This is a genomic window from Nocardioides panacisoli (assembly GCF_019448235.1).
GTDB classification, from domain to species: Bacteria; Actinomycetota; Actinomycetes; order Propionibacteriales; family Nocardioidaceae; genus Nocardioides; species Nocardioides panacisoli_A.
The window spans coordinates 2,975,409-3,002,138 of the sequence record NZ_CP080409.1 but is presented as its reverse complement, the minus strand read 5'-3'; the positions used below and the strand labels follow the sequence as shown (position 1 = coordinate 3,002,138).

The 26,730-nt window shown below is 67.3% G+C and carries 28 protein-coding genes; 8 read left to right on the top strand and 20 right to left on the bottom strand.

Annotation, left to right across the window (positions count from 1 at the left end; translation table 11 throughout):
• Positions 1-5: 5 nt before the first annotated feature.
• Both KUV85_RS14575 and KUV85_RS14570 read right to left on the bottom strand, forming a co-directional pair.
• Positions 6-974, bottom strand: a complete 969-nt coding sequence (locus KUV85_RS14575) for a hypothetical protein (RefSeq protein WP_219960615.1) — start codon at positions 972-974, stop codon at positions 6-8.
• 144 nt (positions 975-1,118) lie between these two features.
• The gene (locus KUV85_RS14570; RefSeq protein ID WP_219960614.1) at positions 1,119-1,649 is read right to left on the bottom strand and encodes a hypothetical protein; all 531 of its coding nucleotides are present in this window, start codon (positions 1,647-1,649) and stop codon (positions 1,119-1,121) included.
• A gap of 245 nt (positions 1,650-1,894) precedes the next feature.
• Between KUV85_RS14570 and KUV85_RS14565 the strand changes: the two genes are divergently transcribed.
• Complete coding sequence (locus KUV85_RS14565; RefSeq protein ID WP_219960613.1) at positions 1,895-2,614, top strand: hypothetical protein; 720 nt, start codon at positions 1,895-1,897, stop codon at positions 2,612-2,614.
• A 293-nt stretch (positions 2,615-2,907) separates the two neighbouring features.
• Here KUV85_RS14565 and KUV85_RS14560 read toward each other — a convergent pair whose 3' ends face one another.
• The 11 genes from KUV85_RS14560 to KUV85_RS14510 form a co-directional block, all read right to left on the bottom strand.
• Positions 2,908-3,243, bottom strand: coding sequence for a DMT family transporter (locus tag KUV85_RS14560; protein ID WP_219960612.1), 336 nt, complete (start codon positions 3,241-3,243; stop codon positions 2,908-2,910).
• 163 nt (positions 3,244-3,406) lie between these two features.
• Entirely contained in the window at positions 3,407-3,898 is a 492-nt protein-coding gene (locus KUV85_RS14555; protein ID WP_219960611.1) for a VOC family protein, read from the bottom strand.
• Entirely contained in the window at positions 3,898-4,983 is a 1,086-nt protein-coding gene (locus KUV85_RS14550) for an acyl-CoA dehydrogenase family protein (RefSeq protein ID WP_219960610.1), read from the bottom strand. The genes KUV85_RS14555 and KUV85_RS14550 overlap by 1 nt, the downstream gene beginning before the upstream one ends.
• Positions 4,980-6,152: an acyl-CoA dehydrogenase family protein gene (locus tag KUV85_RS14545; protein ID WP_219960609.1), complete on the bottom strand. Its 1,173-nt coding sequence runs from the start codon at positions 6,150-6,152 to the stop codon at positions 4,980-4,982. Before KUV85_RS14545 ends, KUV85_RS14550 begins: the two co-directional genes overlap by 4 nt.
• Positions 6,153-6,189: 37 nt before the next feature.
• Positions 6,190-6,642, bottom strand: coding sequence for a MaoC family dehydratase (locus tag KUV85_RS14540; RefSeq protein WP_219960608.1), 453 nt, complete (start codon positions 6,640-6,642; stop codon positions 6,190-6,192).
• Positions 6,639-7,394 (bottom strand): SDR family oxidoreductase, encoded by a 756-nt coding sequence (locus tag KUV85_RS14535; protein WP_219960607.1) that lies wholly within the window; start codon positions 7,392-7,394, stop codon positions 6,639-6,641. The genes KUV85_RS14540 and KUV85_RS14535 overlap by 4 nt, the downstream gene beginning before the upstream one ends.
• A 63-nt stretch (positions 7,395-7,457) precedes the next feature.
• Positions 7,458-8,675, bottom strand: coding sequence for an acetyl-CoA C-acetyltransferase (locus tag KUV85_RS14530; RefSeq protein WP_219960606.1), 1,218 nt, complete (start codon positions 8,673-8,675; stop codon positions 7,458-7,460).
• A 99-nt stretch (positions 8,676-8,774) separates the two neighbouring features.
• The gene (locus KUV85_RS14525; protein ID WP_219960605.1) at positions 8,775-9,785 is read right to left on the bottom strand and encodes an ABC transporter ATP-binding protein; all 1,011 of its coding nucleotides are present in this window, start codon (positions 9,783-9,785) and stop codon (positions 8,775-8,777) included.
• 67 nt (positions 9,786-9,852) lie between these two features.
• On the bottom strand, positions 9,853-10,665 hold the full coding sequence (locus tag KUV85_RS14520; protein ID WP_219960604.1) for an ABC transporter permease: 813 nt from the start codon (positions 10,663-10,665) through the stop codon (positions 9,853-9,855).
• A complete protein-coding gene (locus KUV85_RS14515) occupies positions 10,662-11,453 on the bottom strand; it encodes an ABC transporter permease (protein WP_219960603.1) in 792 nt (263 codons plus the stop codon). The genes KUV85_RS14520 and KUV85_RS14515 overlap by 4 nt, the downstream gene beginning before the upstream one ends.
• Positions 11,454-11,588: 135 nt before the next feature.
• Positions 11,589-12,650 (bottom strand): extracellular solute-binding protein, encoded by a 1,062-nt coding sequence (locus tag KUV85_RS14510; RefSeq protein ID WP_219960602.1) that lies wholly within the window; start codon positions 12,648-12,650, stop codon positions 11,589-11,591.
• Between the two features lie 318 nt (positions 12,651-12,968).
• On the opposite strand from KUV85_RS14510, the gene KUV85_RS14505 reads away from it, so the two are divergent.
• Genes KUV85_RS14505 through KUV85_RS14495 form a run of 3 tightly spaced genes read left to right on the top strand, consistent with a single transcriptional unit; the run spans position 12,969 to position 15,060 of the window.
• On the top strand, positions 12,969-14,141 hold the full coding sequence (locus tag KUV85_RS14505) for a saccharopine dehydrogenase family protein (RefSeq protein ID WP_219960601.1): 1,173 nt from the start codon (positions 12,969-12,971) through the stop codon (positions 14,139-14,141).
• Positions 14,138-14,611, top strand: coding sequence for an acyl-CoA thioesterase (locus KUV85_RS14500; protein WP_219960600.1), 474 nt, complete (start codon positions 14,138-14,140; stop codon positions 14,609-14,611). The genes KUV85_RS14505 and KUV85_RS14500 overlap by 4 nt, the downstream gene beginning before the upstream one ends.
• A complete protein-coding gene (locus KUV85_RS14495; RefSeq protein WP_337926631.1) occupies positions 14,608-15,060 on the top strand; it encodes a pyridoxamine 5'-phosphate oxidase family protein in 453 nt (150 codons plus the stop codon). Before KUV85_RS14500 ends, KUV85_RS14495 begins: the two co-directional genes overlap by 4 nt.
• A gap of 45 nt (positions 15,061-15,105) precedes the next feature.
• Here KUV85_RS14495 and KUV85_RS14490 read toward each other — a convergent pair whose 3' ends face one another.
• The 4 genes from KUV85_RS14490 to KUV85_RS14475 all read right to left on the bottom strand — a co-directional run bounded on the left by KUV85_RS14490 (position 15,106) and on the right by KUV85_RS14475 (position 20,397).
• The gene (locus KUV85_RS14490; protein WP_219960598.1) at positions 15,106-16,083 is read right to left on the bottom strand and encodes a hypothetical protein; all 978 of its coding nucleotides are present in this window, start codon (positions 16,081-16,083) and stop codon (positions 15,106-15,108) included.
• Positions 16,080-17,351 (bottom strand): flavin monoamine oxidase family protein, encoded by a 1,272-nt coding sequence (locus tag KUV85_RS14485; protein WP_219960597.1) that lies wholly within the window; start codon positions 17,349-17,351, stop codon positions 16,080-16,082. Before KUV85_RS14485 ends, KUV85_RS14490 begins: the two co-directional genes overlap by 4 nt.
• Complete coding sequence (locus KUV85_RS14480) at positions 17,348-18,670, bottom strand: flavin monoamine oxidase family protein (RefSeq protein ID WP_219960596.1); 1,323 nt, start codon at positions 18,668-18,670, stop codon at positions 17,348-17,350. Before KUV85_RS14480 ends, KUV85_RS14485 begins: the two co-directional genes overlap by 4 nt.
• A 134-nt stretch (positions 18,671-18,804) precedes the next feature.
• On the bottom strand, positions 18,805-20,397 hold the full coding sequence (locus KUV85_RS14475; RefSeq protein ID WP_219960595.1) for an AMP-binding protein: 1,593 nt from the start codon (positions 20,395-20,397) through the stop codon (positions 18,805-18,807).
• A gap of 167 nt (positions 20,398-20,564) precedes the next feature.
• On the opposite strand from KUV85_RS14475, the gene KUV85_RS14470 reads away from it, so the two are divergent.
• The 3 genes from KUV85_RS14470 (at position 20,565) to KUV85_RS14460 (ending at position 22,971) form a co-directional block, all read left to right on the top strand.
• A complete protein-coding gene (locus KUV85_RS14470; RefSeq protein ID WP_219960594.1) occupies positions 20,565-21,350 on the top strand; it encodes an SDR family NAD(P)-dependent oxidoreductase in 786 nt (261 codons plus the stop codon).
• A 65-nt stretch (positions 21,351-21,415) separates the two neighbouring features.
• Entirely contained in the window at positions 21,416-22,567 is a 1,152-nt protein-coding gene (locus KUV85_RS14465; protein ID WP_219960593.1) for a saccharopine dehydrogenase family protein, read from the top strand.
• On the top strand, positions 22,567-22,971 hold the full coding sequence (locus KUV85_RS14460; protein WP_219960592.1) for a RidA family protein: 405 nt from the start codon (positions 22,567-22,569) through the stop codon (positions 22,969-22,971). The genes KUV85_RS14465 and KUV85_RS14460 overlap by 1 nt, the downstream gene beginning before the upstream one ends.
• A gap of 126 nt (positions 22,972-23,097) precedes the next feature.
• On the opposite strand, the gene KUV85_RS14455 is transcribed toward KUV85_RS14460, so the two are convergent.
• A complete protein-coding gene (locus tag KUV85_RS14455; RefSeq protein ID WP_219960591.1) occupies positions 23,098-23,763 on the bottom strand; it encodes a response regulator transcription factor in 666 nt (221 codons plus the stop codon).
• Between the two features lie 190 nt (positions 23,764-23,953).
• Between KUV85_RS14455 and KUV85_RS14450 the strand changes: the two genes are divergently transcribed.
• Positions 23,954-24,598: a TetR/AcrR family transcriptional regulator gene (locus KUV85_RS14450; RefSeq protein WP_219960590.1), complete on the top strand. Its 645-nt coding sequence runs from the start codon at positions 23,954-23,956 to the stop codon at positions 24,596-24,598.
• A gap of 72 nt (positions 24,599-24,670) precedes the next feature.
• Here the strand turns inward: KUV85_RS14450 and KUV85_RS14445 are convergent, their stop codons facing one another.
• Together KUV85_RS14445 and KUV85_RS14440 are read right to left on the bottom strand one after the other, a co-directional pair.
• Positions 24,671-26,032, bottom strand: a complete 1,362-nt coding sequence (locus KUV85_RS14445) for an NAD(P)/FAD-dependent oxidoreductase (RefSeq protein ID WP_219960589.1) — start codon at positions 26,030-26,032, stop codon at positions 24,671-24,673.
• Positions 26,029-26,721, bottom strand: a complete 693-nt coding sequence (locus KUV85_RS14440) for a hypothetical protein (protein ID WP_219960588.1) — start codon at positions 26,719-26,721, stop codon at positions 26,029-26,031. Before KUV85_RS14440 ends, KUV85_RS14445 begins: the two co-directional genes overlap by 4 nt.
• Positions 26,722-26,730: the final 9 nt, after the last annotated feature.

Below are 26,730 nucleotides of genomic sequence, written 5' to 3'. Positions count from 1 at the left end.
TCCGGTCAGGATTCGTGGCCAGCGACGCTGGGCGCCGACGCCGCGGCCGCGCGCTGCTCCAGGAGGCGGGCGCCCGTGCGTAGCGTCGGCGCCACCTCGCGTCGATGGACCCGCGAGAGGACCCGCCAGATCAGCGCACGGACCGGGGACGTGAACGTCAAGGCCGTGGTGAGTTGGACCCAGCCCGCATCGCCCTCGATCAACAGGTTTGCGCTCGTCCCACTTCCGGCGGCGGCGAGGACGATGTCGTCACGACCCTCCGACGCGATCGCCCACCCCGCGATGCTTCCCGACTGGGCGTCTTGGGCAGTACGCATCCCCAGGAGCATCTGGAAGACCCGGTCGCGGTCCGCGCGCGACAGCCCCTCCTCAAGTGCCGCAACCGCCCACTGTCGGGGGCTCGCTGAGATGTCCGTCGTCAACGCGAAACGATCGACGTAGGTCGGGCGAATGGTCAACCTGTCCGAACTCGTGTCGCAGCTCGTGACCCCGCCCTCGACACGCCCATGTCGCACCTGAGGCGACGACCGGTGACGCACTACGTCAACTCTCGGGCGCGCCAACCACCGAAGCAGGCGCACGTAACGCGTCCAACGCGGCATCGACGGCTCGTTCCCGGAGACTGCAGCCTCTGCCCGGTCCAGCGTGTCCTCGATCAGTGCGTCGTGCAGGTACCGGAAGACCAGCGGCCAACTCAAGCGAGCGACGTGTCGTGGCGAGAGCTGCAGCACGTGGGTGAGCTTGGTGCCAGCCGAGGAGATCTCCTCGAGGGCGAACTCGTGGTAGCCATCGAAGCCCGTTGGCGCTGTGAAGCGGAACCGTACCCGCCGCCCGGGGACCAACTCCTCCACGTAGTACCGGATCGGCCCATGTCCACCCGGCGCCCCCACTCTCAGATCTGGAGCGAGGCGAAGCTCGGGCCAATGGGCCGAGGCCCACATGCGATCCTGGTCACTCCCCAACTGGTCGATCAACGAAGCACACTGATCGATCGGCACCGGAATGGTGCGTACATGCTGATTCACTACAACCACGGGGCCTCCCGACCCTCGACACCAATGAACCATATGGTACATCAGCGAGGGTTGAGCCTCAGCTCCTTGCCACCAACGCGGCGTTCACAACTCGGAGGCGCGAACCGCGATCTCCGCGAGGACGCGATCTCGACGCTCACGTTGCGCCTCGCTGTAGATTCTGGCGCGCAACTTCTCCTTGAGCTCCCGAAGCCGATCTGAATCGACTGCGTAGCCGGGCCCGACCGGGTCGACGGCGACGCGGGTGTCGCTTCGACCGTCCCAATCGCTATCCAAGCCGGGGAGTCCGGCGGCCACGGCCGCTGGGTGCCACGTGACATCGACGACCAGTGGGCCAGCCCACGTGGTCGAGACCGTGAGGCACTCGTGCACCTCCAGCAGGCCAGCAGCGTCCTCGACCAGGTCGGGCCACAACGCTGGTGCGAGTGGACCCACGACGAGAAGCGGCGCGCTGCGTATACCCACCCGATCGAGTCGCTGCGCGAGGAGCGAATGCTTGCCGGCGCATGTCCCGGCGCCGGCGCTCTCGGTGCTTGCAGCATCCGGGGGCGCCGGCCATCGGTACGGCAACTGCTGCACACCAGAGGCGAGCGAAACGAGCTCTTCAGCCTGCACGGGGCCAGTCTGCACCAACGGGAACTCGGCAAGCGGTCCCTCTGCGTAGTAGATCAGACAGGCCGGCTGGCGCCGAGCACCCAACTGTGTGAGCTCGAGTGAGCCGATTGACACGCACAAGGGCTCCGCTGCGACACGCTCCGCGCGGCGATCGTCGCGCGGACGCCCGATTCTGCGAGATCCTGTGCATCCCCTTGGCACGCACGCGTTTGCCTGGCGTGACCGCATGGGAGAGTCTTTGGCGCATGCCGGTTGGCCAACATTCGCGGCACGTGCCGTCCCTGCGTCGCCTCAACTTGCTGGTGTGGGGGTGCGTGCTCCTCGGCATCGGTGTGAGCCTGCTCCTGACCGCCGATCTGGGATCGGACGGATACTCCACGCTTGTCAATGGACTAGCGCTCAGCACCGCGATGAGCTTCCTACTGGCCAACAGCATCGTGAGTCTCGCCTTCTTGGCGCTGGCGGCGGCGCGGGCGGTCCGTCCCGGCTTGGGCACCGTGGTCCAGATCGCGGTGGTCGGAGTGACCGTCAACCTGATGCTCCCGCTCTTGGAGACACCGGGAAGTTGGGCCGGCCAGATCACGATGCTGGTGGCTGCGTTCCCTGTTCTGGCAGTTGGCATCGCGACGTATCTCGGCAGCCAGACCGGAGCCGGACCAGCCGAGGCGGCGGCGCTCGCCTACGATCCGCCACTTGCGTTTCGATGGAGCTACAACGCTGTCCAAGGGGGCGGAGCCCTCTTGGGGTGGTTGCTCGGCGCCACTGTAGGCGTAGGCACGTTCGCCGTGGTCATACTGCTCGGCCCATGCATTCATCTTGCCGGCCGCCTGCTGCGGCTCGACGTCCACCAGTCTCCGCAGCCAACAGTCGCACCCGCCCGTCCCAGGACGAGACGACGCGTCAACAACGCCCCCGATCGGCCCCCGAGCGGAAACTGGACCCGCGACCCCTCATGTGACGAGTGAGGCCACGGTCGGCTGGCCTTCGACCCGCGAGGCCGTAACTCAGGCGCGCGACTCGCGCCACAGAACTGGCTGTGCATCTGTTGAGCCGCCTGCCGGAATCGAACCGGCGACCTATTCACTACGTACGCGCATTTCAGCCAAGAGCGGGCTGGAGCAGCCAATACCTCTCTGACCTGCGGAAACGACGCTTGGGTGCATCCCCGTACCACCCGTTGGATCCCCCGTCGTCACCGGAACCTGACCAATAACTCGCCCCAATCTCGCCCCGGTTATCCCGCTCCTCCCGGAGTCCGTCAGTGGGTGACACGCAGGTTCAGCACGACTGCTCCGACCACGACCATTGCCATGGCCGTCGCAGTCACGAGGTCCCAGCGTTCACCGAGCCAGACGACCCCGACGACAGCCACGGACACCGTGCCCAATCCCGCCCACAGCGCGTATGCCGTGGACACGGGCAGGTACTGCACGACGACGGCCAGGAGCGCGATCGAGACGGCATAGCCGAAGAGGACCAGGAGGCTCCACACCATGTTGCGGAAGCCTTCGGTCCGCGGTAGGGCGGACGTGGCCGTCACCTCGACGAGGATGGCCACGATCAGGATGGCCCAAATGCTCACCATCGACGACATGCCCCGCCTCACCCCCGCGCGGCCGGCGGAGGGCGACGGCTGACACACCGGGATGGTCCGACCTGCCTGAGGAGCTTGCTCATGTCGCACTGTTCCGCGCGCTCGACGTCAGCAGCCAGCACATCCAGGTGGAGGACCGGGCCCCTTCGAGCAAAGGCCGGTGTCACGATCGGTCCAGTTCCTGCATCCAGTGCAGGAGTGCACCGCCGGTTTCACGGGGGTCGATGAAGAACTCCGCCCAGCCCCCGTGGTCGTCGTTCTCCCCGATGATCGTGGCACCGGCATCGGCCACCAGTTCCTTGCAGGATCCGATCTGCTCTGTGCCGAGCGAGACGTGATGGAGGCCGCCCCCGGTCCGGTCCAGAAACCGGGTGATCGCGGTTTCCTGATCACTCCGCGGTGACACGACCTCGAACCTGAGCGCCGCGGAGACGTGAACCCACGTCGCCGTGACATCGAGCGGATCATCGTCGACCTCGAACTCGAGGACGCCACCCAAGGTGTGCATCAGGGTCGTCACCACCGCGTGGTGGTGCTCTCGAGCAACCACGATCCCGATGTGGTGAAGGTCGGCGAGTCGCGCCATTGAGCCGGAGCGCGGTTCCTGCTGTTCGGATGAGTCACGCGACGAGGCTGCTGGACCGACGGTGTCCATCAGCTCGGAAGCCCGATCAGGGGAGCCAGGCGTGCTCGATGTCGCCCCGGGGTCCCGAGCGCGATCTGGCTCGCCTTGGCACGCTTCAGGTACAGGTGCGCGGGGTGCTCCCACGTCATGCCGATGCCAGCGTGCAACTGGACCGCCTCCTCCGCGGCGTGCACCGACACCTCCGCGTTGAACGCCTGCGCGATCGACGCCGCGGCGCTGGTGTCGGGATCGTGGTCGGACAGTGCGGCGGTTGCGTGACGGGCAGCGGCGCAGGCAGTCTCCACACGCGTGTAGAGGTCGGCGAGCCGGTGTTTCAGGGCCTGGAAGCCACCGACCGGCCTGCCGAACTGCTTTCGCTCCTTCACGTAGGCGACGGTGGTCTCCAGGCACCATCGGGCGACGCCGAGTTGCTCCGAGGCGAGCAGTGCCGCTCCCGCATCGAGTGCGCGGCGTACGGCGGACTCGGCATCGGCCATGACGAGTTCGCCCCTCGCATGGTTGAGGCTGACGTCGGCGAGCTCACGGGTCATGTCCAACGACACGACCGGATCCAACGAGGCTCCCGCTGCCTCGACGGCGTAGATCGCCAGGCCGGAGGCAGTGCGGACCGGGGCCAGCAGGACGTCGGCCTCGATCGCACCCGCCACGCTGGTCGCGGTGCCGTGGATGCTCTCGCCCACGAGGTCGAAGGCCGGGATCTCGCCATCGGGCGACATCGACCAGGGCAGGAGTAGCGCGGCCGTGCGATCACCGGAGGCGACCAGCGCGAGGAGGTTCGATTCGCTCTCGAGCAGCAGGGTGGTTGCGATGACGGCGCTGGTAAGGAAGGGCACGGGCGCCACCGCTCGTCCCAGCTCCTCCAATACCACCGCCACCTCGCGGGAGGACGCGCCCTGTCCACCGCGGTTTTCGGGAACCAGGAGGCCGGCCATCCCGATCTCGGTCAATGACTTCCACAAGACGTCGACCACCGAGCGGTCACCGTCGTACAGCCGGGTGATGGCGTCGGGATCACATCGGTCGGCCAGGAGATCACGCACGCTGGCGCGCAGGTCGTCCTCGATGTCGCTGTAGAGCAGGTCGAGGTCGCTCATTTCGCGCTCTCTTTCCACGGGATGTCCTTGTCGGTTCGGTGTTCGGCCGGCAGCCCGAGGACCCGCTCGGCGACGATGTTGCGAAGGATCTCGGAGGTGCCGCCCTCGATCGAGTTGCCCTTGGCGCGCAGGTAGCGGTAGCCGGCGTCGCGGCCGTTGAAGTCGACATGCCCCGGGCGGACCATCGTCCAGTCGGAGTAGCGCAGGCCTTCTTCGCCCAACAGTTCGAGTTCGAACCCCGACAGTTGTTGTGCGATGCGTGCAAATCCGAGCTTCATGGCCGACCCCTCGGGTCCTGGCTGGCCCTGAGCGAGTTTCTGGCGGAGGCGAGTGCCAGCGAGGCGGGTGACTTCCGAGTCGATCCACAGGCGCAGCAGCCGATCGTGCAGCTCCGGTGTCCGGAGGTCGGGACGTTCGCGCCAGGTCCGGGCGACGACGCCTACCAGACCGCTCTCGCGATCAGCCGACTTGCCGATCGACACGCGTTCGCTGTTCAGCGTCGCGTTGGCCACCTTCCAGCCCTCGCCGACGCCACCGAGTCGATGCTCGTCCGGAATGCGTACGTCGGTGAGGAAGACCTCGTTGAACTCGGCCTCACCCGTGATCTGGCGCAACGGGCGCACCTCGACACCGGGGGTGGTCATGTCGCAGACGAAGTAGGTCAACCCTCGGTGCTTGGGCAGCTCGGAGTCGGTCCGCGCCAGGAGGATCCCGAACCGGGCGTTGTGGGCGCCGGAGGTCCAGACCTTCTGTCCGTTGACCACCCAGTCGGTGCCGTCGCGAACGGCCCGGGTTGCCACGTTGGCCAGGTCCGACCCGGCGCCCGGCTCGCTGAACAGCTGGCACCAGACCTCCTCCGCGGTCCACAACGGACGGAGGAAGCGATCCTTCTGTTCCTCGGTTCCGAAGGCGAGGATCGTCGGAGCGGCCATCCCCAGGCCGATCGGATTCACCCGCGGTTTGTTGTCGGGCGCTCCAGCCCGCTCGAACATCCGGTCGACGCCGGCCTGATGGGCTTGCTCGAGGCCCAGCCCGCCGTGCCCGATCGGGAAGTGCACCCAGGCAAGCCCGGCGTCGTACCTGGCGCGCAGGAACTCCCCCGGGTCCGTGGTCCGTGGATCGTGGTCGGTCAGGAACCGAGCCACCCGTTGGTCGAGTTGGTCGTTCATCGTGCCTCCTTCTGCCGACGAGGTCGCATCGGCGCCATCAGGGCACCAGGACGCTGACCGCATCGACGACGCACACCGGTTTGTCGCTTCCCTGTCGCTCGACGGTGACTCGGGCGACCAGTCGGTAGGCAGCGTCGCCCGGAGTGACGCTGATGATCTCGACGCCTGCTCGGACGTGAGCATCGACGGGTACGGGGGCGGGGAACCGCAGTCGCTCGGCGCCGTAGTTGACGCCCATCTGGAGACCGGCGACGGAGTACACCTCGGCCGTGAGCATCGGCACGAGGCTGAGGGTCAAGTATCCGTGCGCGATCGTGCTGCCGAACGGCCCGGTCGCTGCGCGGTCCCGGTCCACATGGATCCACTGATGGTCGCCCGTTGCTTCGGCGAACTGGTCGATCTGCCGCTGTGTGACGGGGTGCCAGTCGGAGTAGCCGACGTGGGTGCCGACGGCGTTCTCGAGGTCGGCAACACTGTGGAAGGCCCTCATGACGTGGGCCCTCCTGCGACGTACAGCACCTGACCGGACACGAACCCGGCTGCCTCGCTGGCGAAGAACGACACCGCGTGTGCGACATCGGCAGGATGGCCCCCGCGGGCGACCGGGATGTCCGCGACAACTGCTGCCTTGAAGTCATCGAAGGAGACGCCCAGTCGCTGGGCAGTTTCCCGCGTCATGTCGGTCTCGATGAATCCCGGAGCAATCGCATTGGCCGTGACCCCGAACTTCCCGAGTTCCAGCGCCAGGGTCTTGGTGAGGCCTTGCACCCCTGCTTTGGCGGCGGAGTAGTTCGCCTGTCCCCGGTTCCCGAGGGCAGAGGTGCTGGAGAGGTTCACGATGCGGCCGAAGCCCCTGTTGATCATGTGTCCCTGCACCGCGCGACTGAGCAGGAAGGCACCGCGCAGGTGAACGCTCATCACCTGGTCCCACTCCTCCAGCGTCATGCGAAACAACAGGTTGTCGCGGATGATGCCGGCGTTGTTGACCAGGACCGTTGGTGCGCCGAGCTCACCCACGACCTGGTCGACCGCCTCGGTCACTGCCTTCTCGTCGGTGACGTCGACACCGACCGCGATGCTGGCTCCTCCGGCACCGTCGATCTCGGATGCCACCTGATGGCATGCGTCCGCGTCGATGTCGAGAACGGCAACCGCAAGTCCATCTGAAGCGAGTTGTCTGGCGACCTCTGCTCCGATGCCGCGCGCTGCTCCACTCACGATCGCGGTGTTGGTCTGAGCCACGAGGGCGCTCCTGTCTGAGTTCGCAACGGTCGTTCGACGTGGGTCCGGGCCGGGCATGGCGACTCAGGAGAGTCGCTCGACGACCATGGCCATGCCCATGCCGCCGCCGACGCACATCGACTCCACGCCGATCTGCTGGTCGTGCCATTGGAGTGAGTTGAGAAGGGTGCTCGTGATGCGTGCGCCCGTCATGCCGAAGGGGTGTCCCACGGCGATCGCTCCACCATTCACGTTGAGCTTCTCCAGCGGGATCCCGAGTTGTTGGGCAGAGCCGAGGGACTGGACGGCGAAAGCCTCGTTGATCTCGAACTGGTCGACGTCCGTGAGTGACATCCCGGCGCTCTTCAACGCGGCCGGGATTGCTTCCACCGGCCCCAGGCCCATGATCTCAGGAGAAAGGCCGGTGACCGCGGTCGAAACGATTCTGGCCAGGGGCATCACACCGAGTTCACGTGCTCGTACGTCGCTCATGACCACGAGTGCCGCGGCCCCGTCGTTGAGGGGGCAGGCGTTACCGGCGGTGACCGTCCCGTCGGGGCGGAAGACTGGTTTGAGGTCACCGACCGCTTCGATGGTCGTGCCCCGACGGGGCCCGTCATCTGCGGTGACAACGGTGCCATCGGGCAGCGTCACCGGTGAGATCTCACGGGCCCAGAAGCCGTCATCGATCCGCTCGCAGGCGAGGTGCTGGCTCCTCACGGCGAACTCGTCCTGCTCGGCGCGTGACATGCCCAGTACCTGCGCGACGTTCTCCGCTGTCTGCCCCATCGCGATGTAGAGATCTGGCAGCGCGCCCGTGGTGCGCGGGTCCACCCACGGCTCGGCGCCGCCACCGGCGCGTTCTTCCGTGACGGCCTGGGCATCGGCGAAGGCGAGGTTCTGTCCCTCCGGGTTGTCGGCGAAGCCGTGGCCGTACCGACTCACCGTCTCCACACCTGCCGAGATGAACGCATGGCCTTCACCCGCCCTGATGGCGTGCATGGCCATCCGGGTGGTCTGCAAACTGCTGGAGCAGTAGCGATTGACGGTCACGCCGGGCAGGTGGTCCACGCCGGAGAGCACCGCGACGGCGCGTCCCAGGTTGTTGCCCGCCTCGCCGGCAGGCTGACCAACTCCGAGGATCAGGTCGTCGATCTCACGAGGATCCAGTGCCGGCACCTTGGCCAGCGCCGCGCTCACCATCTGCTGGGCGAGCTCGTCCGGGCGGGCATCCTTGAGGACACCCTTGCCGGCCCGACCGATGGGCGAGCGGGCGGTGGCGACGATGACGGCCTCGGGCACAACTACCTCCAACTGACTGAACGCTTATTAAGTCCAGCATGGAGCGTGCCGCTGAGGCGATCAATCCCCCGACTGTCGGGTGTTCACCCTCGGCCCGACCTACCTGCCACGCCGACCGATCCCCACCAGCGAGGCGTCCTCGGGACGCCACGCCACGAGGGCCTTCTCGCCGGGTTTGGGCGCCGGCCCATGGCCACTCTCGTCCACGAGCATTGTTCGCCCCTCGGCCTCGATGGACACTCGGCGCCGGTGCCCGAAGAAGGTCACTTCCGAAACCTCGCCCGCCATGACGTTGAGATCGTCGGTTCGTGCAGCCTCGGAGACCAGCCGAACGCACTCGGGGCGAACGACGATCGCCATTCGCTCGTCAGTCGCGGTGGCACTCGGCGCGAGGAAGCGACGGTCACCGTCGACGATGTGGGTGCGACCGTCGTCGACTCGGAGTGAGCCTTCGATGACGTTCGAATCGCCGAGGAACTTCGCCACGAACAGCGTGTCCGGGTTGTGATAGAGGCTCTCCCCGCTCCCGACCTGCTCGATGTGGCCCTCACTGAACACCGCGATCCGGTCGCTCATCGCGAGTGCTTCCTCCTGGTCGTGAGTGACGAAGATGAACGTCACCCCGAGGTCGCGATGGATCCGTCGGATCTCCAGCTGCAAGGACTCCCGGAGACGCTTGTCCAGGGCACCCAATGGTTCGTCGAGGAGCAGGAGTTTGGGGTTGAACACCAGTGCACGTGCCAGGGCGACCCGCTGTTGCTGACCGCCTGACAGTTGCCTCGGGTAGCGATCCGCCATGTCGTTGAGACCGACGATCTCCAGGATGTCCATGGCACGTCGATGAGCCTCTCGCTTGGAGACTCCTCGTCGTCGCAGGGGGAAGGCGACGTTGACACCGACCTTCATGTGCGGGAAGAGCAAGTACTGCTGGAAGACGACGCCGATGTCGCGCTTGTGTGCCGGGAGTCCAACGATGGGGGCGCCACCGACGTCGATGGTGCCGGCATCGGGTTCGATGAATCCAGCGATCAGGTTCAGGGTGGTCGTCTTGCCGGATCCACTCGGTCCCAGCAAGGTCATGAACTCGCCGGGCGCCACCGTCAGGTCCACTCCGTCGAGGGCGACCGAGGACCCGTAGGTCTTCGTCAGGTTGCTCAGGGCGAGTCCGACTCCGTGCTCAGTCATGTGCTTCCGCCTTGTCTCTGAGGTAGGTGAGCATCCCCAGCACCAGCAGCGCCAGGGTCGTCAGTCCGAGTAGGACCGTGGAGGCGGCCGCGACCGTCGGATCCAACGACGTCGTGACGCTCTGGAAGATCTTGATGGGCAGGGTTTGCATCGTGGGTCCGGACAGGAACAGCGAGACAACTGCCTCGTCGAAGGAGATGAGGAAAGCGAACAGCGCGCCGGCGAGCACGCCCGGCAGGATCAGTGGGAGCGTCACCGTCCGAAACGTCGCCAACGGACCGGCGCCAAGACTCTTCGACGCCTGGACGAGTTGCATGTCGAACGACTGCAGCGACGCGCCAACGGTGATCACCACGATCGGTATCGCCAGCACGGTGTGCGCGACGACGAAACCTACAAACGTCTCCGTCAACTGCCAGCGCAGGAAGACGTAGTACACGCCGACGCCGGTGACGACGAGTGGCACGATCATCGGCGCCACCAGGAAGGTACGTGCGGCAACCGTCCAGCGTCGGCGACTGTTCACCAGCGCGATGGCTGCCATCGTCCCGAGGATCGTGGCGAGCAGGGCGGCCACACCACCGACCCTCACTGAGGTCAGCGCGGCTTCGCGCCACTCCGGGTTCGTGAAGAACTCCTCGTACCAGCGCGTCGACCAACCCGGCGGGGGGAACTGGAGCGAGCGGACGGAGGAGAAGCTCATGGGCACCACGATCAGCGTCGGAAGTAGTGCGAAAAGTCCGACGAGGATGCAGTACACGGCGAGGATCGAACGCGACCGACGCGTCCGCACGGTGCCTCTCATGACCGTTCTCCTTCCCCGAGTGCGCGGAGCACGGGTCTGCTCAGCCACGCGGCGAGGCCGAGAAGCGCGAGGGTGAGGAGCAGCAGGAGCAGCGCCATCGCGCCGCCTCGCCCGAATGCGAGCAGTTGGCTGACCTGATCCACGATCTGCTCCGAGATCAGGCTGTTGCGCGAGCTCCCCAGGAACGCCGGGGTGAAGTAGAAGCCCATCATGAAGATGAAGACGATCGTCGACCCAGCGAGCACCCCGGGCACCGAGAGCGGCAGGTACACGCGCGCGAAGGCAACCGAGGGCCGTGCGCCCAGGCTGATGGCCGCGTCCATGAGCCGCCGATCGATGTTGGTCAGGCTGGCGTAGAGCGGCAGCACCATGAACGGCAGGAGCACGTGGACCGACCCCAACGCCACTCCCTCGACAGTGCCCAACAGGTTCACACTGCCGAAGCCGAACCGGTCAAGTGTGGTGTTCAGGGGCCCGTTGCCCTGCAGGATGATGACCCACGCATACAGCCGCACCAGCAGACTGGTCCAGAACGGCAGCATGATCGCGGCCACCATGATCAGACGCATGCGGGGAGAGACGACGGTCATCATGTACGCGTAGGGGTAGGCCAGAACCAGGCACAGTGCGGTCACGACGAGCGTCACCGTGACGGTGCGGACCACGATCGTGCGCTGTACCGAGTTGGTGAGGAACCACGTGTAGTTGTCCCACGTGCCGTGCGGATCGACGACGAAGTCAGTGAAGCTCGCCTGGAACATCTGCGCCAGCGGGTAGGCGAAGAACACTCCCACCACCGTCAGTGGCAGCGCCAGGAGCCACGTCGAACTCGGCTTCGGCCACCGACGTGCCGGCCGGGCATCGGGGGCGCCAGCCCTCGATGCCCGGCCGGCAGCGTGTGTTGTCGTCATGCTCGCTCTCCGTCAGCCCGAGGTCAGAGCTGTCCACTCGTCGGCCGCCGTGGCGCCCATCTCTGACCAGAATTCCGGATCGAACAGCACCGTCTCCTGCACCTGGTCCTCGTTGAAGCTCAACTTGAAGGGCTTGAACTCCTCGGGGACCTCGCCGCTGGGCTCACCGGTGGTCGTCGCGTCGTAGGGAAGCTGCTCGTAGTAGCCGCTCTGGCCCTCGGAGGTCGCGAGGGTCTGGACGAAGTCCCACCCGAGGTCCGCGTTGGGTGAGTCCTTGACGACGTACAACCCGTCCCAGCCGTACCAGACCTTGTCCCAGACCACGTCGACGTTGGCGCCGTTCTGCGCAGCGAGCGCGGTGCGGCCGGTGTAGCACAGACACATACCGAAGTTGCCCGACTCCATCGACTGCACCGCCTGGTCGAGCGTCGACTGGAAGGTGAGGTTCGAGCCGAGGGAGCTGACGGCGGAGTCCAGCCTGTTCCAGTCGATCGGGTACACCTCGTCGGCGGGGACCCCGGCCGCCAACGCCAGCGGCTCGGCACTACCCGTCCAGTAGTCGAAGATGATCCGCTGGCCCTCGAAGTCCCTGTTGAAGAAGTCCGTGATCGAGGTCGGTGGGTTGTCGCCGTAGAGCTCGGTGTTGTAGACGAGCGCGACCGTCTGACCGATGATCGGGATCATGCAGTCGTCGCTGATCATGTCGGTCATCAACTCGCTGGTGTCGAGGCTGGAGGGTCGCTCTTCGTAGAGTGTCCCGCACTCGGGACCCGCCGACGCCGCGTCGATGTCGACGACATCCCACGTCACCTTGCCCGACGTGACCATGGCCTTGATCTTCGCCTGGTCGCTCGGCGCATCGGTCTCGAAGGTGACGCCCGTCTCGTCGGTGTAGGGCTCCAGCCAGCCGGCCTTGGCGGCGTCCATGCCGTCGCCTCCGTAGTTGACGAAGGTCAACTCGTCCTCGCCTGCAGCGCTGTCGGAATCACTGCCGCAGGCAGTGACCACGAGGCTGAGCGCGATCAGTAGTGAGATCCCGCAGGCGGTGCGTCCGCGGTGCGTGGTTGTCTTCATTGCTCTCCAATCCCCCGGTGTGGGCATTGGCTGGATGTTAGGTGGATCACGCGATCGGTCAGCCGCCTGCGATCCGACATAGGACCCGACTGGGGGATGCTGCTCTGAGTGCTGACTCCCCGTCGCCGCCACCGGCGTGCCACATGGCGTCCTGTCGCTTTCTCGCGGGGTCCACTCGTGGAGGGCTTGCTGCCTCCCCCCAATGGGCATGCTTGTGCCGGACTCCGGCTCCTGCTCCTCGCGAACTCCTAGCCTCCGATCATCACCAGGTCAGACCGCGTGTCCCACCGAGCTGGCCCCGATCGCTCAGGAGGCAACATGTCCGATTCACATCGTCCGCTGCGGGTCATCGCCGTCGGCGGGGCCGGCTCCATGGGGCGATGGGCGGTCCGCACCATCGCCAAGCTCGGCAGCGCGTCCCTGTTGACCGTTGCGGACATCGACCTCGAGCGTGCCGAACGTGTCGCGACAGCCGTCGGCGGTGCCTGCCGAGCTCTCCGCCTCGACGCGACCGATGAGGCCCAGCTTCGCGACGCGTTCGCCGGCCACGACGTGGTCGTGAACACGATGGGTCCGTTCGCGACGTTCGTCGGACCGATCCTCAGTGCTGCGCTGGAATCTGACTGCCACTACCTGGACATCAACGACGACTGGCAGCCAACGATCGAGGCGTTCAAGTTCGACCAGGAGGCCCGTCGACGCGGGCTGCACGTCGTCGTCGGCCTCGGCGGGAGCCCCGGTGTGACCAATCTGTGTGCAGCGCACGCCGCAGCCCGGCTCGACGTCGTCCACGAGCTTCACACCGGCTGGAAACTCAGCGGAGCGACCATTGTCGACGAACCCGGGTTCCCGGCACCTGCCGCCTCGGCCGCGGTCGAGCACTGGCTGCACCAGTGCGCGCAACCCATCCAGGCGTGGGTCGACGGGGCCGTCGGCACCGTCGACCCGGTCGAACAGGTCGACCTGGACTTCCCCGGACTCGGCAAGGTCACCGCCTACACCATGGGCCACCCCGAGCCGATCACGCTGCCGCGGCGCCACCCCGAACTCCGTTCCTCGCTCAACCTCCAGTCCGGCCCTGCCTGGCTCTTTGAGTACCTGCGCGAGGTCGCCACTCGTTTCGCCGCCGGTGAGATCGACCTGCAGACCGGCGCCACGATGCTCGCCGACCCGCCGCAGCCCGACGACGCCGGCGAGCGGAGCCCGTTGCCGATCGAATGGGCACTCGCCATCGGCGAGAAGGGCGGCAACCCGTATCGGGTGGCTGTCCACCCGCGTGCGTTCCATCCGGCGAAGATGGGTGGCAACACGGGCATCCCGCTGGCGATCGGGGTCGAACTGCTCCGGCGTGGCGCATTGCACGAGGCCGGTGTGCACGCCCCCGAAACAGCCATCGACCCCCGAGAGTTCTTCGACTTGTTGGCGCCGCTGACCGACGACAGCCTCACCGACGCCGACGACCTGCTGGCCGTGATCGAGGAACACGGATGAACGGCCCGGCGGGGCGGCGTGCCGATCGGTCGACCACCACCGATGGGTGGTGGTCGACCGAGATCCAGGTGTGGTGGCGCGACTTCGACGAACTCGGCCACATGACCGCGGCTGCCTACCCAGCGGCGTACGAGGAGGCGGTCGGTCGGTTCGTCAGCGAGCGCTGGGGGGAGACCTCCCCGGCCTACGTGACGGCCAGGACAAGCATCGAGTACCTGAGCGAGGTGCAGCGCCAACACCAGCCGATCACGGTGCACGTCGGTGTCGTGCGAGTCGGCGTGACCTCGTTCGTCCTGGACCTCGCGCTCAGTGACACCGCTGGCACGCGGTGCGCCGCCGCCCAGACACGCTACGTCGCTTGGGACAAGAACACCCGCGGACCGCGTCCCTTGGACGAGGCCGAACGCTCAGCCCTGCTGCACACAGTTGAACGACCCGAGCTCGAGCAAGCAGGAGATCACCAAGGATGAGAGAACCGGATCGGCTCACGCACTCACCGTTGCTCTGCGGGCTTCTGGACCGGCCGATCCCGGTCGTCGCCTCTACCGTCAACCGCATGGGATCGCCCCAGGCAAGCATCGTGTGGGCCGAGCGTCGTGGCGACGAGCTTGCGATGTTCTTCATGGCCACGTCGACAAAGATGCGCAACCTCAGACACAACCCTCGGCTCGCCGTGGTGTCGGTCGACGACCGCCACCTCCATGGGCCCGGCGTCCCAGCCTACGCACTGCTCACCGGCTCGGTCGACCTCAGAGCCGGTGAGCCGGACATGCCTGATCGGCTGGCTCGAGCCCACGGGAACCCGAACGGCTACCCGTGGAAGCTCGGGGAATTCAACACGGTCGTCATGACGGTCGACCGCGTCACCGGCCTGGGACCGGTGCACGGCGGGACCATGGGTGGGTGGCGGCGGCCCTGAGTTCACCCCGCAGCATCCTGATCCGCAGGGTGGGGTATCGAATGCTCACTGCTGTGGCGGCCAGGCGAGCCCGGGTGCCAGCGGGAGGTGAAGCCCGGGCGGGAGGCTGCGGCCACGTACGGCCGCGTTCAGCATTCGTGCCGCCGTCGCTGGGTACGGGTCGCGACGGAATGAGCCGTCCAGGCGCAGGCTGAGGTCGGCTGCCCCGACCGCGTCGAGACGCAGTGACAGGTCGGACTCGTCGGTCGGGTCCAGGGTCGGCTCCCACCGCAGCCGGATCGTCCGGCCGCCCTCGAGTTCGGCCACGCACTCCTGTACGAACCCGATCGCTTTCCCTGCCGGGATCGTTTCATCGGCCAGCGCGAGGTCGTGGCCGGCAGTCCTCGCCGTGCGTGACTCGTGGAGTCGGGTCACCTGGTGTCCGACGGCCTCCGCGAGAAGCTGCGCCGACGGCGCCAAGGGATAGGGCACTGAGGACTCCAGGACGTCTCGCGACTCGCCCATGCCGAGCATGTGCCGGGTCGACACCGGCCAGGCGCGCGCATCCGATGGTTTGGCCACGTCGACCGTCGTCCACCCCGGCGCCAGGTCGAGCACCGATGCCGGCAGCACGTCGAGGACGAAGCCGGGTTGGACACCCGCCGCCATCACTCGCACGGCGTACTCCCGCGCGAGCGCATCGAGCGCGGTGCCGCCGTCTGCCAGCTGGGTGGGCGGGTGGAACAACCCGGAACTCGTCACCATGTCCAGCCCGGCCCTGACGCCATCTGCCAGAGAAACCTCGAGCTCCTCCCCGATGGCGTGGATGGTGCTCAGGACCAGTGATCCCGGGAACGCGCGCCCCGCCTCGCCGAGATCGGCAAGGGCTGCCACCTCGTCACGGAGCCCCCGCGCCGCCTCGGGCCTCCGGGTGACGACGGCGACGAGCTCGACCCCCGGGGTGCCATCGCACACCTCGACGGCCACCCGCCCCAGGCCGCCCATGCCCTGCACGATGACCGGGACCGGCTGCACGGTGGTCACGCGGGGACGAGGCCCGTGTGCGCCCGTCGCTTCTGTAGGATCTCCGCGGCGACCCTCAGTCCCGAACGCGCGGCCCCCTCCATTGCACTGGGCCACTCGCCCGTTGCCTCCCCCGCGAAATGGATCCCCCCCACCGCAGCACCGAGGGCGGCTCTGCGGGCGAACCCGCCGGTGCCGAGGTTGACGACGCCGCCGAAGAACTCTTCGGTGGTCCAGTTCTGGACGACACCGGCGATCCGCTCGTGGGAAGTGCCCGTCATGACCTCGATGTGGCGGTCGAGCGAGGAGAGCGTTGCCTCCTCGTCGTCGAGCATGCCGTCACCGAGGTCGGCCATGGTTCCCATCGCGATGACCGTGTCATCCGGGCCCTGCTTGAGCCAGAACATGCTGACCGGACCATCGGTCATGGTGCTCGGTCCGGCTGCTGCGGCAATGGCCGCGCCCCCGCGGTACTGCCCGACTGCCTTGCCCCCTTGGGAGAGCGGGGTACCCAACAGTGCCTCGATCTTCCAGGACGGCAGCACGGGGTCGAATCCGATCCGACGAGTCGCTTGGACCGACGCACTCACGACGACGTTGTCGCAGTTGAGCACGTCGGCGTCGGTGTGCACCCGGTAGGTCCCACCAGCCCGTTCGACCAGCCGCACCGGGGTGTCGATTCGAACGTCGAGTCCCGACGAGGCCACGCGCGCCATGGTGTCGGTGCCGTCGGCCAGGATCCAGCAGATCCGTCCGATGTCACCGGGGTGCACGTGCCAGGAGGACACCAGCTCCGAGCGGGCGGTGGGATTGAACGCACCCTGCATCACGTAGGCGGCCGCAGCGCGCGGCGACAGACTGGCTCGGCGTACCCAGGCCTTCAGTGTCTCGGTGTCGGTCGGGGGCACGGCGTCCAGCGCATCCTGCACTTCCTGCGCAATCGCAGCACGCTCGTCCTCCCCGAGTCGCCGCTCCCCCGACACCACGTGCCCCAGGAGGATCGAGGCACCGCTGTAACGCTCGCCCGGCCCCTTGGGGAACATCCGGATCTCGGGCTTGAGTTCGATGTCGTTGTCCACACAGAACTGGAGCAGCAGATCCTGTCCGATGTCGATGAAGGAGCCACCGAGATCGGCGACCTGTCCGTGCTCGAGCACCTCCCGGTTCGTGCGGGTGCGCCCACCCAAATGCGACGTCGCCTCGAGGACGACCACGTCCTCGCCGGCCTGCGCCAGCGCCCTGGCTGCGAACGTGCCGGCCAGCCCGGCACCGATGACCACCGTGCTCATGCCCGGGCCAACCTCTCGTTGATGTCGTCGATGTGGAAACGCTGTGGCGTGCGCAGGATCTCGTCCGCGACCCGATGGCCCGAACGGACGGCAGCCTCGAGCGTCCCCGCCATGCCGCCCTCGGTGTAGTCACCGGCCATGTGCGTCCGGCGCTCCATCGCGGACAGTGTCCCCGCGATCGCGGGCCGTGCGGGGTCGTACGGCGTCACCGTGACCCCCATGGCGATCGGGTCGGCCCACCAGTTCTTCACCTCGCCACGCAGCCGCGTGACCGGGCCGTCGACCACCTGTCCGACCAGTTCGTCGAGCCGGGCGAGTGAGGCGTCGTCATCGCCGAGGAGATGGCGTGCCTGACCGGTGACGAAGGACGTCACGATCGCCGGACCGCTCGTTGCCTCGTGCATGGTGACCCAGCACGCGTTGAAGGCATCGTCGGTGTAGACGACCTCACGGAATCGTTCACGGATCGCGTCACCCTCGGCGTACTGGGCGATGACCTTGCCACCCATGGCCGGCAACAGCGACTGCACGGTCGAGATCTTCTCCTCGACCATGGGCGGGTCGAAGCCGATCTGGGCCATCGCGTAGGGCCCGGTGGCACACACGACCCGGCTCCCGCGGTACGACGCTCCGCTCTCGGTCTCGACCGCCACCCCGCCGTAACGATGGACGCGGGCCACCGGATCGCCGAGACGGACGTCCAGACCGTCGGCAAGGGCCTCCGCGAGCCGCTGGGTGCCACCGACGATCCGTCGGAAACCGGCGCTCGGCTTGCCGAAGACGAAGTGGACGTCGCAGTCCCACGGGTCGAGCTGGCACAGCATCCGCGCAACGGACCGCACGATGCCCGCCTCGCGGGGCGCGAGGCGGGCGCGGAGGATCCACTGCTCGACGATCTCTCCCTGCGTGGGCGGGTGAGCCTCGGCCGCCGAACGGATCAGGCGTCCCGCTGCCAGGCAGGACGCTCGGTCGAGCACCTCACCCTGGATCACGAACGTGCCGACCCGGAGGTAGCCCTCCACCGTGGAGAGGTCGTCGTCCTCGGGCATGGCATAGGCGATGGGCTGGGTGAGTTCCACTCCGACCTGTTCGCACACTGCGATGAGTGCTCGATAGTCCGCATCGACCAGTTCGCCGCCGTAGTCGGTGTACTGACCGTCGGTCCAGCCCTCACGAGCGGTGTAGGCCCGGCCGCCGACTCGCTCCTCGGCTTCGACGACGATGACCTCCATGCCCTCGCGGGCGAGCCGCCACGCTGCGGTCAGACCGGCCAGGCCGGCTCCGATCACGATCGTCGGGCCCGTGTCCAGGTTGCGCACGCGTCCACTCTCCTCCGAAGTCGCTCCGTGTCACGAAGCTGCCGTGAGCACCATCGTCACGCGCGAGGCTGCTCTCGTGTCGTACTCCGTGATCGTTTCCACCCGACTGGGGGATCGCCGATCACTCGCGCCGGTCATCCCTTGACCGAGGTCTCCTCGGCATCCCATGCGGCCCGTGAGAGACCCCGCTCGCGCACCAGTCCCTTCGCGATCCGTTCCGACGGCGTCTTCGGGAGTTCCTCGACAACCTCGACGTAGCGCGGGAGGGCGTAGCGCGGAAGGTCGGAGGCCATGAAGGAGCGCAGCTCCGATGGCTCGGGCCTGCCGTGCGCCGACGGGACCACCAGGAGAGCGACGTCCTCTTCTCCGACATCGGAGGGGACACCGATCGCCGCCGCCTCGAGCACACACTCGTGCCGGGATGCTGCCTGCTCCACCTCCCAGGCCGAGACGTTCTCGCCGCGTCGACGGATGGAGTCCTTGGCGCGCCCGACGTACTCGAAGCAGCCATCGTCGTGTCGGACGACGACGTCGCCGGTGTGGAACCAGAGTCCGCACCACGCCTCGACCGTCGCCTCGGGCTTGTTCCAGTAGCCGAGCATGTGCAGGTGGGGACGGAGGGGCCGGCAGATCAACTGGCCCGGCGTGCCATCGGCAACCGTCACGTCGTCGGCGTCGACGACCTGCACCTCGACCCACGGGAGTGTGCGGCCGACGTGGCCCGGGGCGTTGTCGCCCACTCGCTGAGCGAGGATCAGACCGAACTCGGTCAGCCCGTACCCCTGGACGAGCTCACAGTTGAAGCGCGCCTCGAATTCGCGCTGGATACTTGCCGGCGTCGCCGATCCGATGCCGATCCGGTGTCGCACCGGAGAACTCGCGGCACGCGACGGCTGCTTGTGGAGCAGGTGGATCATCGTGCCGACGTAGTAGAAGTAGTCGACGTCGTAGCGCTCGACCTCCTCCCAGAAGCGGCTCGCGCTGAACCGCGTCCCCAGGAACAGTCGGCCGCGGACGTTGATCGTGTTGACGACCGAGGACCGCCCGTCGATGTGGCACAGCGGCTGGACGCAGTACGTCGTCGCCCCCGTGGCCAGGTCGAACACGTCAGCGTGGACCGCAGACAGGGTCGCGTAGTAGCCCTGCGAGAGCATGACGCCCTTCGACGGACCGGTCGTGCCCGATGAGTACATGATGGTGCCGACAGTCGATGCCGGCGGTGGCTCGAGTTGCTCTGGGGATGCCGCACCGATCGCGCGCAGTTCGTCAAACCCGAGGTGCCGCACATCGGTCCCGAAGGGCGGCTCCTCAGGCGCCGCCTCGCCGACCACCACTGCGAGGTCCGGAGGACTGGGCATCACCTCGGCAAGTGCGGCAAGCAGCGGAGCCGTGCCGATGACCGCCGTCGGCGAGAGGTCCTCGGCCAGGTAGCGAAGGAATGCGCCGGGAGCCTCCACGGAAATCGGTGCATCGACAGCACCGGCCGCCTGCACGCCGAACCAGGCCCAGATCGCCTCGAGCCGGTTCGGGATCAACAGGATGACGCGGTCTCCGACATCCACTCCGCATCGACGTAGGCCGAGGGCGGTCTCGCGGACCGCTCGCCAGGCCTCGCCGTAGGTGGCCTCCTCCCCCTCAACCGAGACCAGGGGGAGGTCCGGGGCGTCGGCAGCGGCGGCCGCCAGGGTCAGGATCGGCGTGCGGGATGGGTCGAAATCCGTTGTCACGTTCTGATGGTGGCCACCGGCCGCGACCGAAATCCATCCCTTCGGGGAGGTTTCCTACCCAGTCAGGGGAGGTCTCCGCGGTACGCAGGTCTGCGATCTCCCCCAAGTGGGCAGGATTCGACTGAGCGGAGCGTGTGGTGCAGCCGCGTCGTTCGAGAGTTGCTCGCATGACACTCACAGAGACGGCTCAGGCAGCCGACACCTTCGACCTGACCGGCCGGCGCGCAGTCGTCACGGGGGCCAGCCGTGGCATCGGGCGAGCCATCACCCTGGGGTTCGCTTCGCGCGGAGCGCAGGTCGTGGCCGTGGCTCGCTCCGCCGACGACCTCGACGAGACCAGTCGGCTGTCCGCGGACCTCGACGGCGCCGTGTTTCCCGTGGTCGCCGACCTCTGCAGCAGCGACGACGGGCCGGCGCAGATGGTCGCGCGTGCGGCTGAGCTGCTCGGCGGCATCGACGTGCTGGTCAACAACGCCGGCTACGACAACGAGCAGGGAGTCGACGACACCACGACGGAGGAGTGGGACAAGGTGATCGACCTCAACGTCCGGTCGCAGTTCCTCCTGTGCCGGGCGGCGTCCCCGTACCTCAAGGACGGCGGCGCGAAGGTCATCAACATCGCGTCGATCTTCGGTCACGTCGGCACCCGCGAGGAGATCGCCTACATCACCTCCAAGCACGCCGTGATGGGCATGACGAAGGCGCTGGCGCTGGAGTGGGCCCGCAAGGACGTCCAGGTCAACGCCCTCTGCCCGGGTTTCGTGGACACCGACATGATCGCCCGCGCAGTGAGCGACGACGCGACGGCGAAGTACCTGCGCCGCATGACACCACTGGGCCGCTGGGCCCAGCCTGAGGAGATGGTCGGCCCCGCCGTCTTCCTCGCGTCCGCCGCCTCCGACTTCATGACCGGCCAGGCCCTCATCATCGACGGCGGCTACACCGCTCAGTGAGGTCGCGCTTCCACGTTCGCGGCGGGGCGGTCGACGCCCGGCCATCTTCAGCCAAGGAGTAGCAAATGCGCATCATCATCATCGGCGGAGCGGGCGACATGGGACGTGTCGCCTGCGCCGCCACCGTTGAGGACTCGGCCATCACGTCACTGGTCATCGCCGACCGCGACGGCGACCGCGCCCGCGAACTCGCCGACCAGCTCGGACCGAAAGCAACCGGCGTCTGCCTCGACATCACCGACCGCGACGCCCTGCTCGCCGCGATCGGCGATGCGGATGTCGTCCTGAACACGGTGGGACCCTTCTACCTGTACGGTCGGCCGGTCCTCGAAGCCGCGCTCGAGGCAGGCAGGCACTACGTCGACATCGCCGACGACTGGGAGCCGACGATCCAGATGCTCGAGCTCGACGATGCGGCCCGCGCCAAGGACGTGACCGCGATCATCGGCATCGGCGCCTCGCCCGGCCTTTCCAATCTCCTCGCTGCCGTCGCCCACGACCAGCTCGACTCGGTCGAGAAGCTGTACACCGGGTGGCGCGGGGGCTCGGGCATCCCCAAGGCACCCGAGAATCGCGAGGATGTCGAGCCTGCCGCGGCGATCGACCACTGGATCCACAACCTTGCCGAGCCGATCCGCGTCTGGCGCGAGGGCGGGTTCCACGAGGCGGATGCGTTGGAGGAGCTCGTCATCGACTACCCCGACATCGGTGCAGGAACAGTGTGGACGTGTGGCCATCCCGAACCGATCACACTGCCGCGCTACTACCCGGAGATCGATGAGTCGCTGAACGTGATGTTCTCCCGCCCAGGTCTCATCGATGCCGCTCGCAAGGTCCGAGACCGCGTCCGCACCGGCGAACTCACGGTGCCCGAGGCAAGCAGGGAACTCATCATGAGCCCCGGTCGACGAGGCCCGGAGGCAGGCCCGGTCCCGGACTTCCCGGGTGTCTTCGCATACGCCGAAGGCACCAAGGGCGGTCGGCCAGCCCGGGTCGCCGTGTCGACCAACTACATGCCCGAAGGCGAGATGGGTGAGGCAACCTGCGTTCCCATGGCGATCGCGGTCGGCATGCTGGCCCGCGGTGAGATCAAGGCGACCGGCGTCCTCGGGCCCGAGGGCTGCATCGACCCGACCATCTTCTTCGAACGACTTGCCCCATTCGCGGGCGAGCGATCAGCGCTCGCCCCGCTCGACGTCCGCCTGGAGGTGGCCTGATGCCCGTGACCGACTACGTCAAGCCCGAGACGCTCTACCGGCCGCGGGGCTTCGTCCACGCGGCGGTCGCCACCGGCAGCAGGACCATCGAGGTCGGTGGCCAGATTGCCGTGGACACCAACGACGAACTACAACATCCCGGTGACTACGCGGGGCAGACCGAGCTCGCGCTGCGCAACGTCGTCCGCGCCGTCGAGGGCGCCGGCGCCCAGGTGGGCGACATCGCCAAGCTCGGGATCTACGTCGTCGACTACCGTCCCGAGATCAACGACGACGTCTTCGGGGGCTTCGGTGCAGCGGTCGCCGCCACCGGGTTGCGGGTCCCTGCCATGGTGGTCGTCGGCATCAGTGCACTCGCCTTCGAGGGTGCGCTGGTCGAGATCGACGCAACGGCGTACTGCTAGCACCGGCTTCCGCCGGACCGCCACCGACACGATGCCCGCCAGACCCCTGGGGTCCGGCGGGCATCGTGTGCTTCACCTCGAGGTCGACCGGTACCCCCATCACGGCGGCACCGACCAAGTGCGGGATCAGGTGACGAGCCCGAGCATGTGGGCACGACTCGCCGCCTCGGCCCGGTTCCTGACACCCAGCTTGCGGTACACGCCGCTGGCGTGCTGCTTGACGGTGTGGCGCGACAGGTTCAGACGCGCCGCCACCTCGGGATTGCTGAGTCCGGCCACCAGGTGACGCAGTACGTCGAGTTCCCGCCGGGAGAGATGGACGGCATCCGCTTTCGCCGCCCCCTTGGGAAAGGCACGTCCCCCCTCTGCGACCCGCCGCACGGCGGCGACGATGCCGGGGACGGGAAGCTGGGTCGGCAGGAACCCGACAGCACCCCGCGACTGAGCCAACGGCACCGGGACGGCGCCGTCGGCCGACATCAACACGATCTTCACGTACGGCATCTGCCCCTGGAGCAGGCGGCACAGGTCGGTCCACGGACGTCCCTGCACCGACGTGCTGAGCAGCACGATCTGCGGGTGGTGTCGCCGCGCGATGTCCCAGGCCGCTTGGACCGAACCCGCCCCGAGGCAGGAAGCGACCCACGGCTCGCAGCCCAGCACGGCGCGCAGGCCCGCCTGCGTGAGTTCGTGGTCGTCGACGACGAGCACCCGCTGCGGCCGGCATCGTTCCTCGACTGACTCAGGTCCCGAGGCCTTGGCTTCCAACGTGATCGACATCGTCGCCTCCATTAAATGAACGTTTAGCCAGTGCCCTCACGATAACTAAACGTTCATTCATCGACAAGGCCCCTCGCTCTTCCTTTTCGACGCCACCTCGGCGCGATCGGGCCGGCAGCGCGCACCGGCAGCCGAGACCGACACCGGAAACAACGCCCGACTGGGGGAGGGAGAGGGCCATCACCACCCCTAGAATCGCGGCATGAGCGCCCCCGTTGACGGCTCCACGTTGCCGAAGGATGACGCGGCCGACGTCAGCGCCCGCGAGCGAATCCTCTCGGCTGCCTTCACGTTGTTCCAGGAGTCCGGCTACGAGGGAACTGCGATGACCCGGATCGCCCGTGATGCCGGGATGACCCCAGCAGCGATCTACTGGCACTTCCCCTCCAAGCAGGACCTCCTCGCGGGAATGCTCAAGCGGATGTATGAGCGCTCCTACGCCGAGCTGCGGGCATCGGTGCGTTCGGACGGGACGGCCACGCAGCGCCTCTCCGACTACGTTCGTGCCTACATCCGCATCCAGCTCGAGGAACTTGGTGATCGTCGCAACCACAGTTACGCCACCTTGGCCTCCTCGCTCACCGAGGATGGACAGCGCGAACTCGGGCGCCTGAGCCGTCCCTACATCGAACTGCTCCGCGAGATCCTTCGCCAGGGCAGCGACCGTGGCGAGTTCGACGTCGAGGACGTGTCCACCACGTCCTATGCCATCGAGACCATGTGCGAGTACGTGTTCACGTGGTTCCGCACCGGCGGCCGCCTGACGGTCGACGAGGTGGGCGAGAAGCACCTCGAACTCGTGCTTCGCATGCTCTGCGCATCGCCGCCCGATCCTGAACACTCCTGACCCGAGAGCCGTGAGCGTCGTCGAGTAGCGATCCACGCCGTCACCGCCCCGAAGGCGCCCGCACCCGATCCGTCAGCGTTCGTGCCTGCGGCGACGTGGCCGCCGTCGTGCCAGCGTCTTGCTGCCGTTGATGGAGTCGTTGAACCGGTCCAACCCCCAGACGGCTCGCAGGACGAACGGCTTCAGCAGTCGTGACATCGACGACGGGTACTCCGAGACGTCAGACCAGATACCGGCGAGGTCCTCCGACATCTCGCCGTCGACGACATAGTCGGCGAGCTGGCTGGCCACGTATGGCACCTGGCACAGGCCGTGGCCGTTGCAGGCCATCGAGTAGTAGACGTTGTCGCCCACCTGACCTGCGATGGCCAGCCAGTCGGGGGTGATGCCGATCCACCCGCCCCAGGCCCGCTCGATGGCCACGTCGGACAGCGAGGGAAACCGGTCGGACAGGTCCTTTCCCATGTCCCGTACGACACCGGGATCGGGGACTCGGTCAGGGAGCGGGTAGGTCAGGCCGCGCTGCGCATGGCGGACCCCGCAAACAATGGTATTGCGCTCGGTGAGCCGGTAGTGGGTCATCAACTGGTGCTGAGTGATGATGCCGGACCGACTGGTCCACTCCAGCTCGGCGAGCCGCTCCGGATCGATGGGTTCCGACTCGATCTCGATGACGTACAGCGGCGTCGAGAGATGCTGGGGGGTGATGTCCCATTCGCCACCGTAGGCGTTGGTGGCGAGCACGACCTTGTTGGCGCGCACGGTGCCCTGTGCCGTCGTGAGCTCGACACCACTGCCCGTTCGCCGGACGTCGCTCACCCGCGACTGCTCGAAGACCGTGGCGGAGGAGGCGAGGAGCGCGCGGCGCACGCCCCGGGCGAGCTTGCCCGGGTTCAGCATCCCGCCGATGTTCTCTCGCATACCACCCACGAATCCGGCGGGGAGGCCGAGTTCCTCCCGGCTGCCGACGGTTCCTTGTCCACCGAAGGCGCGCAGGATCGCCGCCTGGGTGCGGACCCTGAGCATCATGATGGGTGAGACGGCGCCCCACACCAGGCCGTTCGCCACGTAGTCGCACTCGATGTCGTGCGTCTTCATGAGGTCTTCCACGTAGTGGCCTGCATTCTCGGCCAGTTTGACCATCACCGGCATCTTCTTCGGGGACTGGAGGCTGAGCATCCGCAGATCGCCCCCTGGCGCCCCGGCGATCTGACCGCCGTTGCGTGAGGCCGCGCCGTAGCCGCAGAACTCGGCCTCCAGCAGGACGACGTCTTGGTCGCGCTCGGCGAGGCGCAGCGCGGCTGCCATGCCCCCCATGCCGCCCCCGATGATCGCGATGTCACAGGTGAGGTCCCGGTGGAGCGCGGGCTGCAGGTCCTCCGGCCGGTCGATCCATCCGGTGAAGTTGGTGTACGTCGTGCCGTCGGTCTTCATGAGGTCGTCCCCACCGTTTCGGTTGAGGCGGCATCGGTCGCCACGTTGTGTTCGTGCATCGCGCGGTAGGCGTGGAAGTAGGCGATGCCCTGAGCTCCCCACGTCGCCAGTGCGGCGGTGTAGAAGATCGTGCGGTTCTCGTCGTCGAAGGAGAACGGGAAGAAGTCGTAGGTGATCGCGATGAAGCAGGCTGCGGCGGTGACCAACGCAGTCCAGACCGCCTGCTTGGCCGCGCCGATCCGCCACAGCCGCCACGCGAAGTAGGCCAGGAAGCACGTGGTGAGCAGGTTCATCACGACGTAGAAGACCGCGAGTCCAAGGTTCACGTCGGTGTCGCTGTGGAGGCCGCCCAGGACGATGCCGCCCGTCACGGCCAGCAGGGTGACACCGACCTCGACCGCCACTGGCGGTCGGTAGCGGTGGGTCACGGTCAGCAACCCCAGCACCAGGATCAGCGTGATGCCGAAGGAGCGCGAGAAGGCGTCCAGGGCGTACGCGATGTCGTAGAAGGGGCTGTTCTCGGAACCGCTGAGCAGGGACCAAAGCAGGAAGTTGGTTGCTGAGGTTCCCACCACCAGCCACTCGAGTGCCAAGAGGTGGTTGCGGTAGATCCGCAGGAACCTCAATCCGTAGTAGAAGCCGGCGAAGATCAGCAGGAGATCGGCCGCCAGGAAGAGTAGGTCCTTCATGGTCGTGGT

What these genes read in the sequence shown, in the direction of transcription:
- KUV85_RS14565 (WP_219960613.1), top strand. Translation starts at nt 1,895, where the DNA reads ATGCCGGTTGGCCAACATTCGCGGCACGTGCCGTCCCTGCGTCGCCTC.
- KUV85_RS14560 (WP_219960612.1), bottom strand. Translation starts at nt 3,243, where the DNA reads ATGTCGTCGATGGTGAGCATTTGGGCCATCCTGATCGTGGCCATCCTC.
- KUV85_RS14555 (WP_219960611.1), bottom strand. Translation starts at nt 3,898, where the DNA reads ATGGACACCGTCGGTCCAGCAGCCTCGTCGCGTGACTCATCCGAACAG.
- KUV85_RS14550 (WP_219960610.1), bottom strand. Translation starts at nt 4,983, where the DNA reads ATGAGCGACCTCGACCTGCTCTACAGCGACATCGAGGACGACCTGCGC.
- KUV85_RS14545 (WP_219960609.1), bottom strand. Translation starts at nt 6,152, where the DNA reads ATGAACGACCAACTCGACCAACGGGTGGCTCGGTTCCTGACCGACCAC.
- KUV85_RS14540 (WP_219960608.1), bottom strand. Translation starts at nt 6,642, where the DNA reads ATGAGGGCCTTCCACAGTGTTGCCGACCTCGAGAACGCCGTCGGCACC.
- KUV85_RS14520 (WP_219960604.1), bottom strand. Translation starts at nt 10,665, where the DNA reads ATGAGAGGCACCGTGCGGACGCGTCGGTCGCGTTCGATCCTCGCCGTG.
- KUV85_RS14510 (WP_219960602.1), bottom strand. Translation starts at nt 12,650, where the DNA reads ATGAAGACAACCACGCACCGCGGACGCACCGCCTGCGGGATCTCACTA.
- KUV85_RS14505 (WP_219960601.1), top strand. Translation starts at nt 12,969, where the DNA reads ATGTCCGATTCACATCGTCCGCTGCGGGTCATCGCCGTCGGCGGGGCC.
- KUV85_RS14500 (WP_219960600.1), top strand. Translation starts at nt 14,138, where the DNA reads ATGAACGGCCCGGCGGGGCGGCGTGCCGATCGGTCGACCACCACCGAT.
- KUV85_RS14495 (WP_337926631.1), top strand. Translation starts at nt 14,608, where the DNA reads ATGAGAGAACCGGATCGGCTCACGCACTCACCGTTGCTCTGCGGGCTT.
- KUV85_RS14485 (WP_219960597.1), bottom strand. Translation starts at nt 17,351, where the DNA reads ATGAGCACGGTGGTCATCGGTGCCGGGCTGGCCGGCACGTTCGCAGCC.
- KUV85_RS14470 (WP_219960594.1), top strand. Translation starts at nt 20,565, where the DNA reads ATGACACTCACAGAGACGGCTCAGGCAGCCGACACCTTCGACCTGACC.
- KUV85_RS14465 (WP_219960593.1), top strand. Translation starts at nt 21,416, where the DNA reads ATGCGCATCATCATCATCGGCGGAGCGGGCGACATGGGACGTGTCGCC.
- KUV85_RS14460 (WP_219960592.1), top strand. Translation starts at nt 22,567, where the DNA reads ATGCCCGTGACCGACTACGTCAAGCCCGAGACGCTCTACCGGCCGCGG.
- KUV85_RS14455 (WP_219960591.1), bottom strand. Translation starts at nt 23,763, where the DNA reads ATGGAGGCGACGATGTCGATCACGTTGGAAGCCAAGGCCTCGGGACCT.
- KUV85_RS14450 (WP_219960590.1), top strand. Translation starts at nt 23,954, where the DNA reads ATGAGCGCCCCCGTTGACGGCTCCACGTTGCCGAAGGATGACGCGGCC.
- KUV85_RS14445 (WP_219960589.1), bottom strand. Translation starts at nt 26,032, where the DNA reads ATGAAGACCGACGGCACGACGTACACCAACTTCACCGGATGGATCGAC.
- KUV85_RS14440 (WP_219960588.1), bottom strand. Translation starts at nt 26,721, where the DNA reads ATGAAGGACCTACTCTTCCTGGCGGCCGATCTCCTGCTGATCTTCGCC.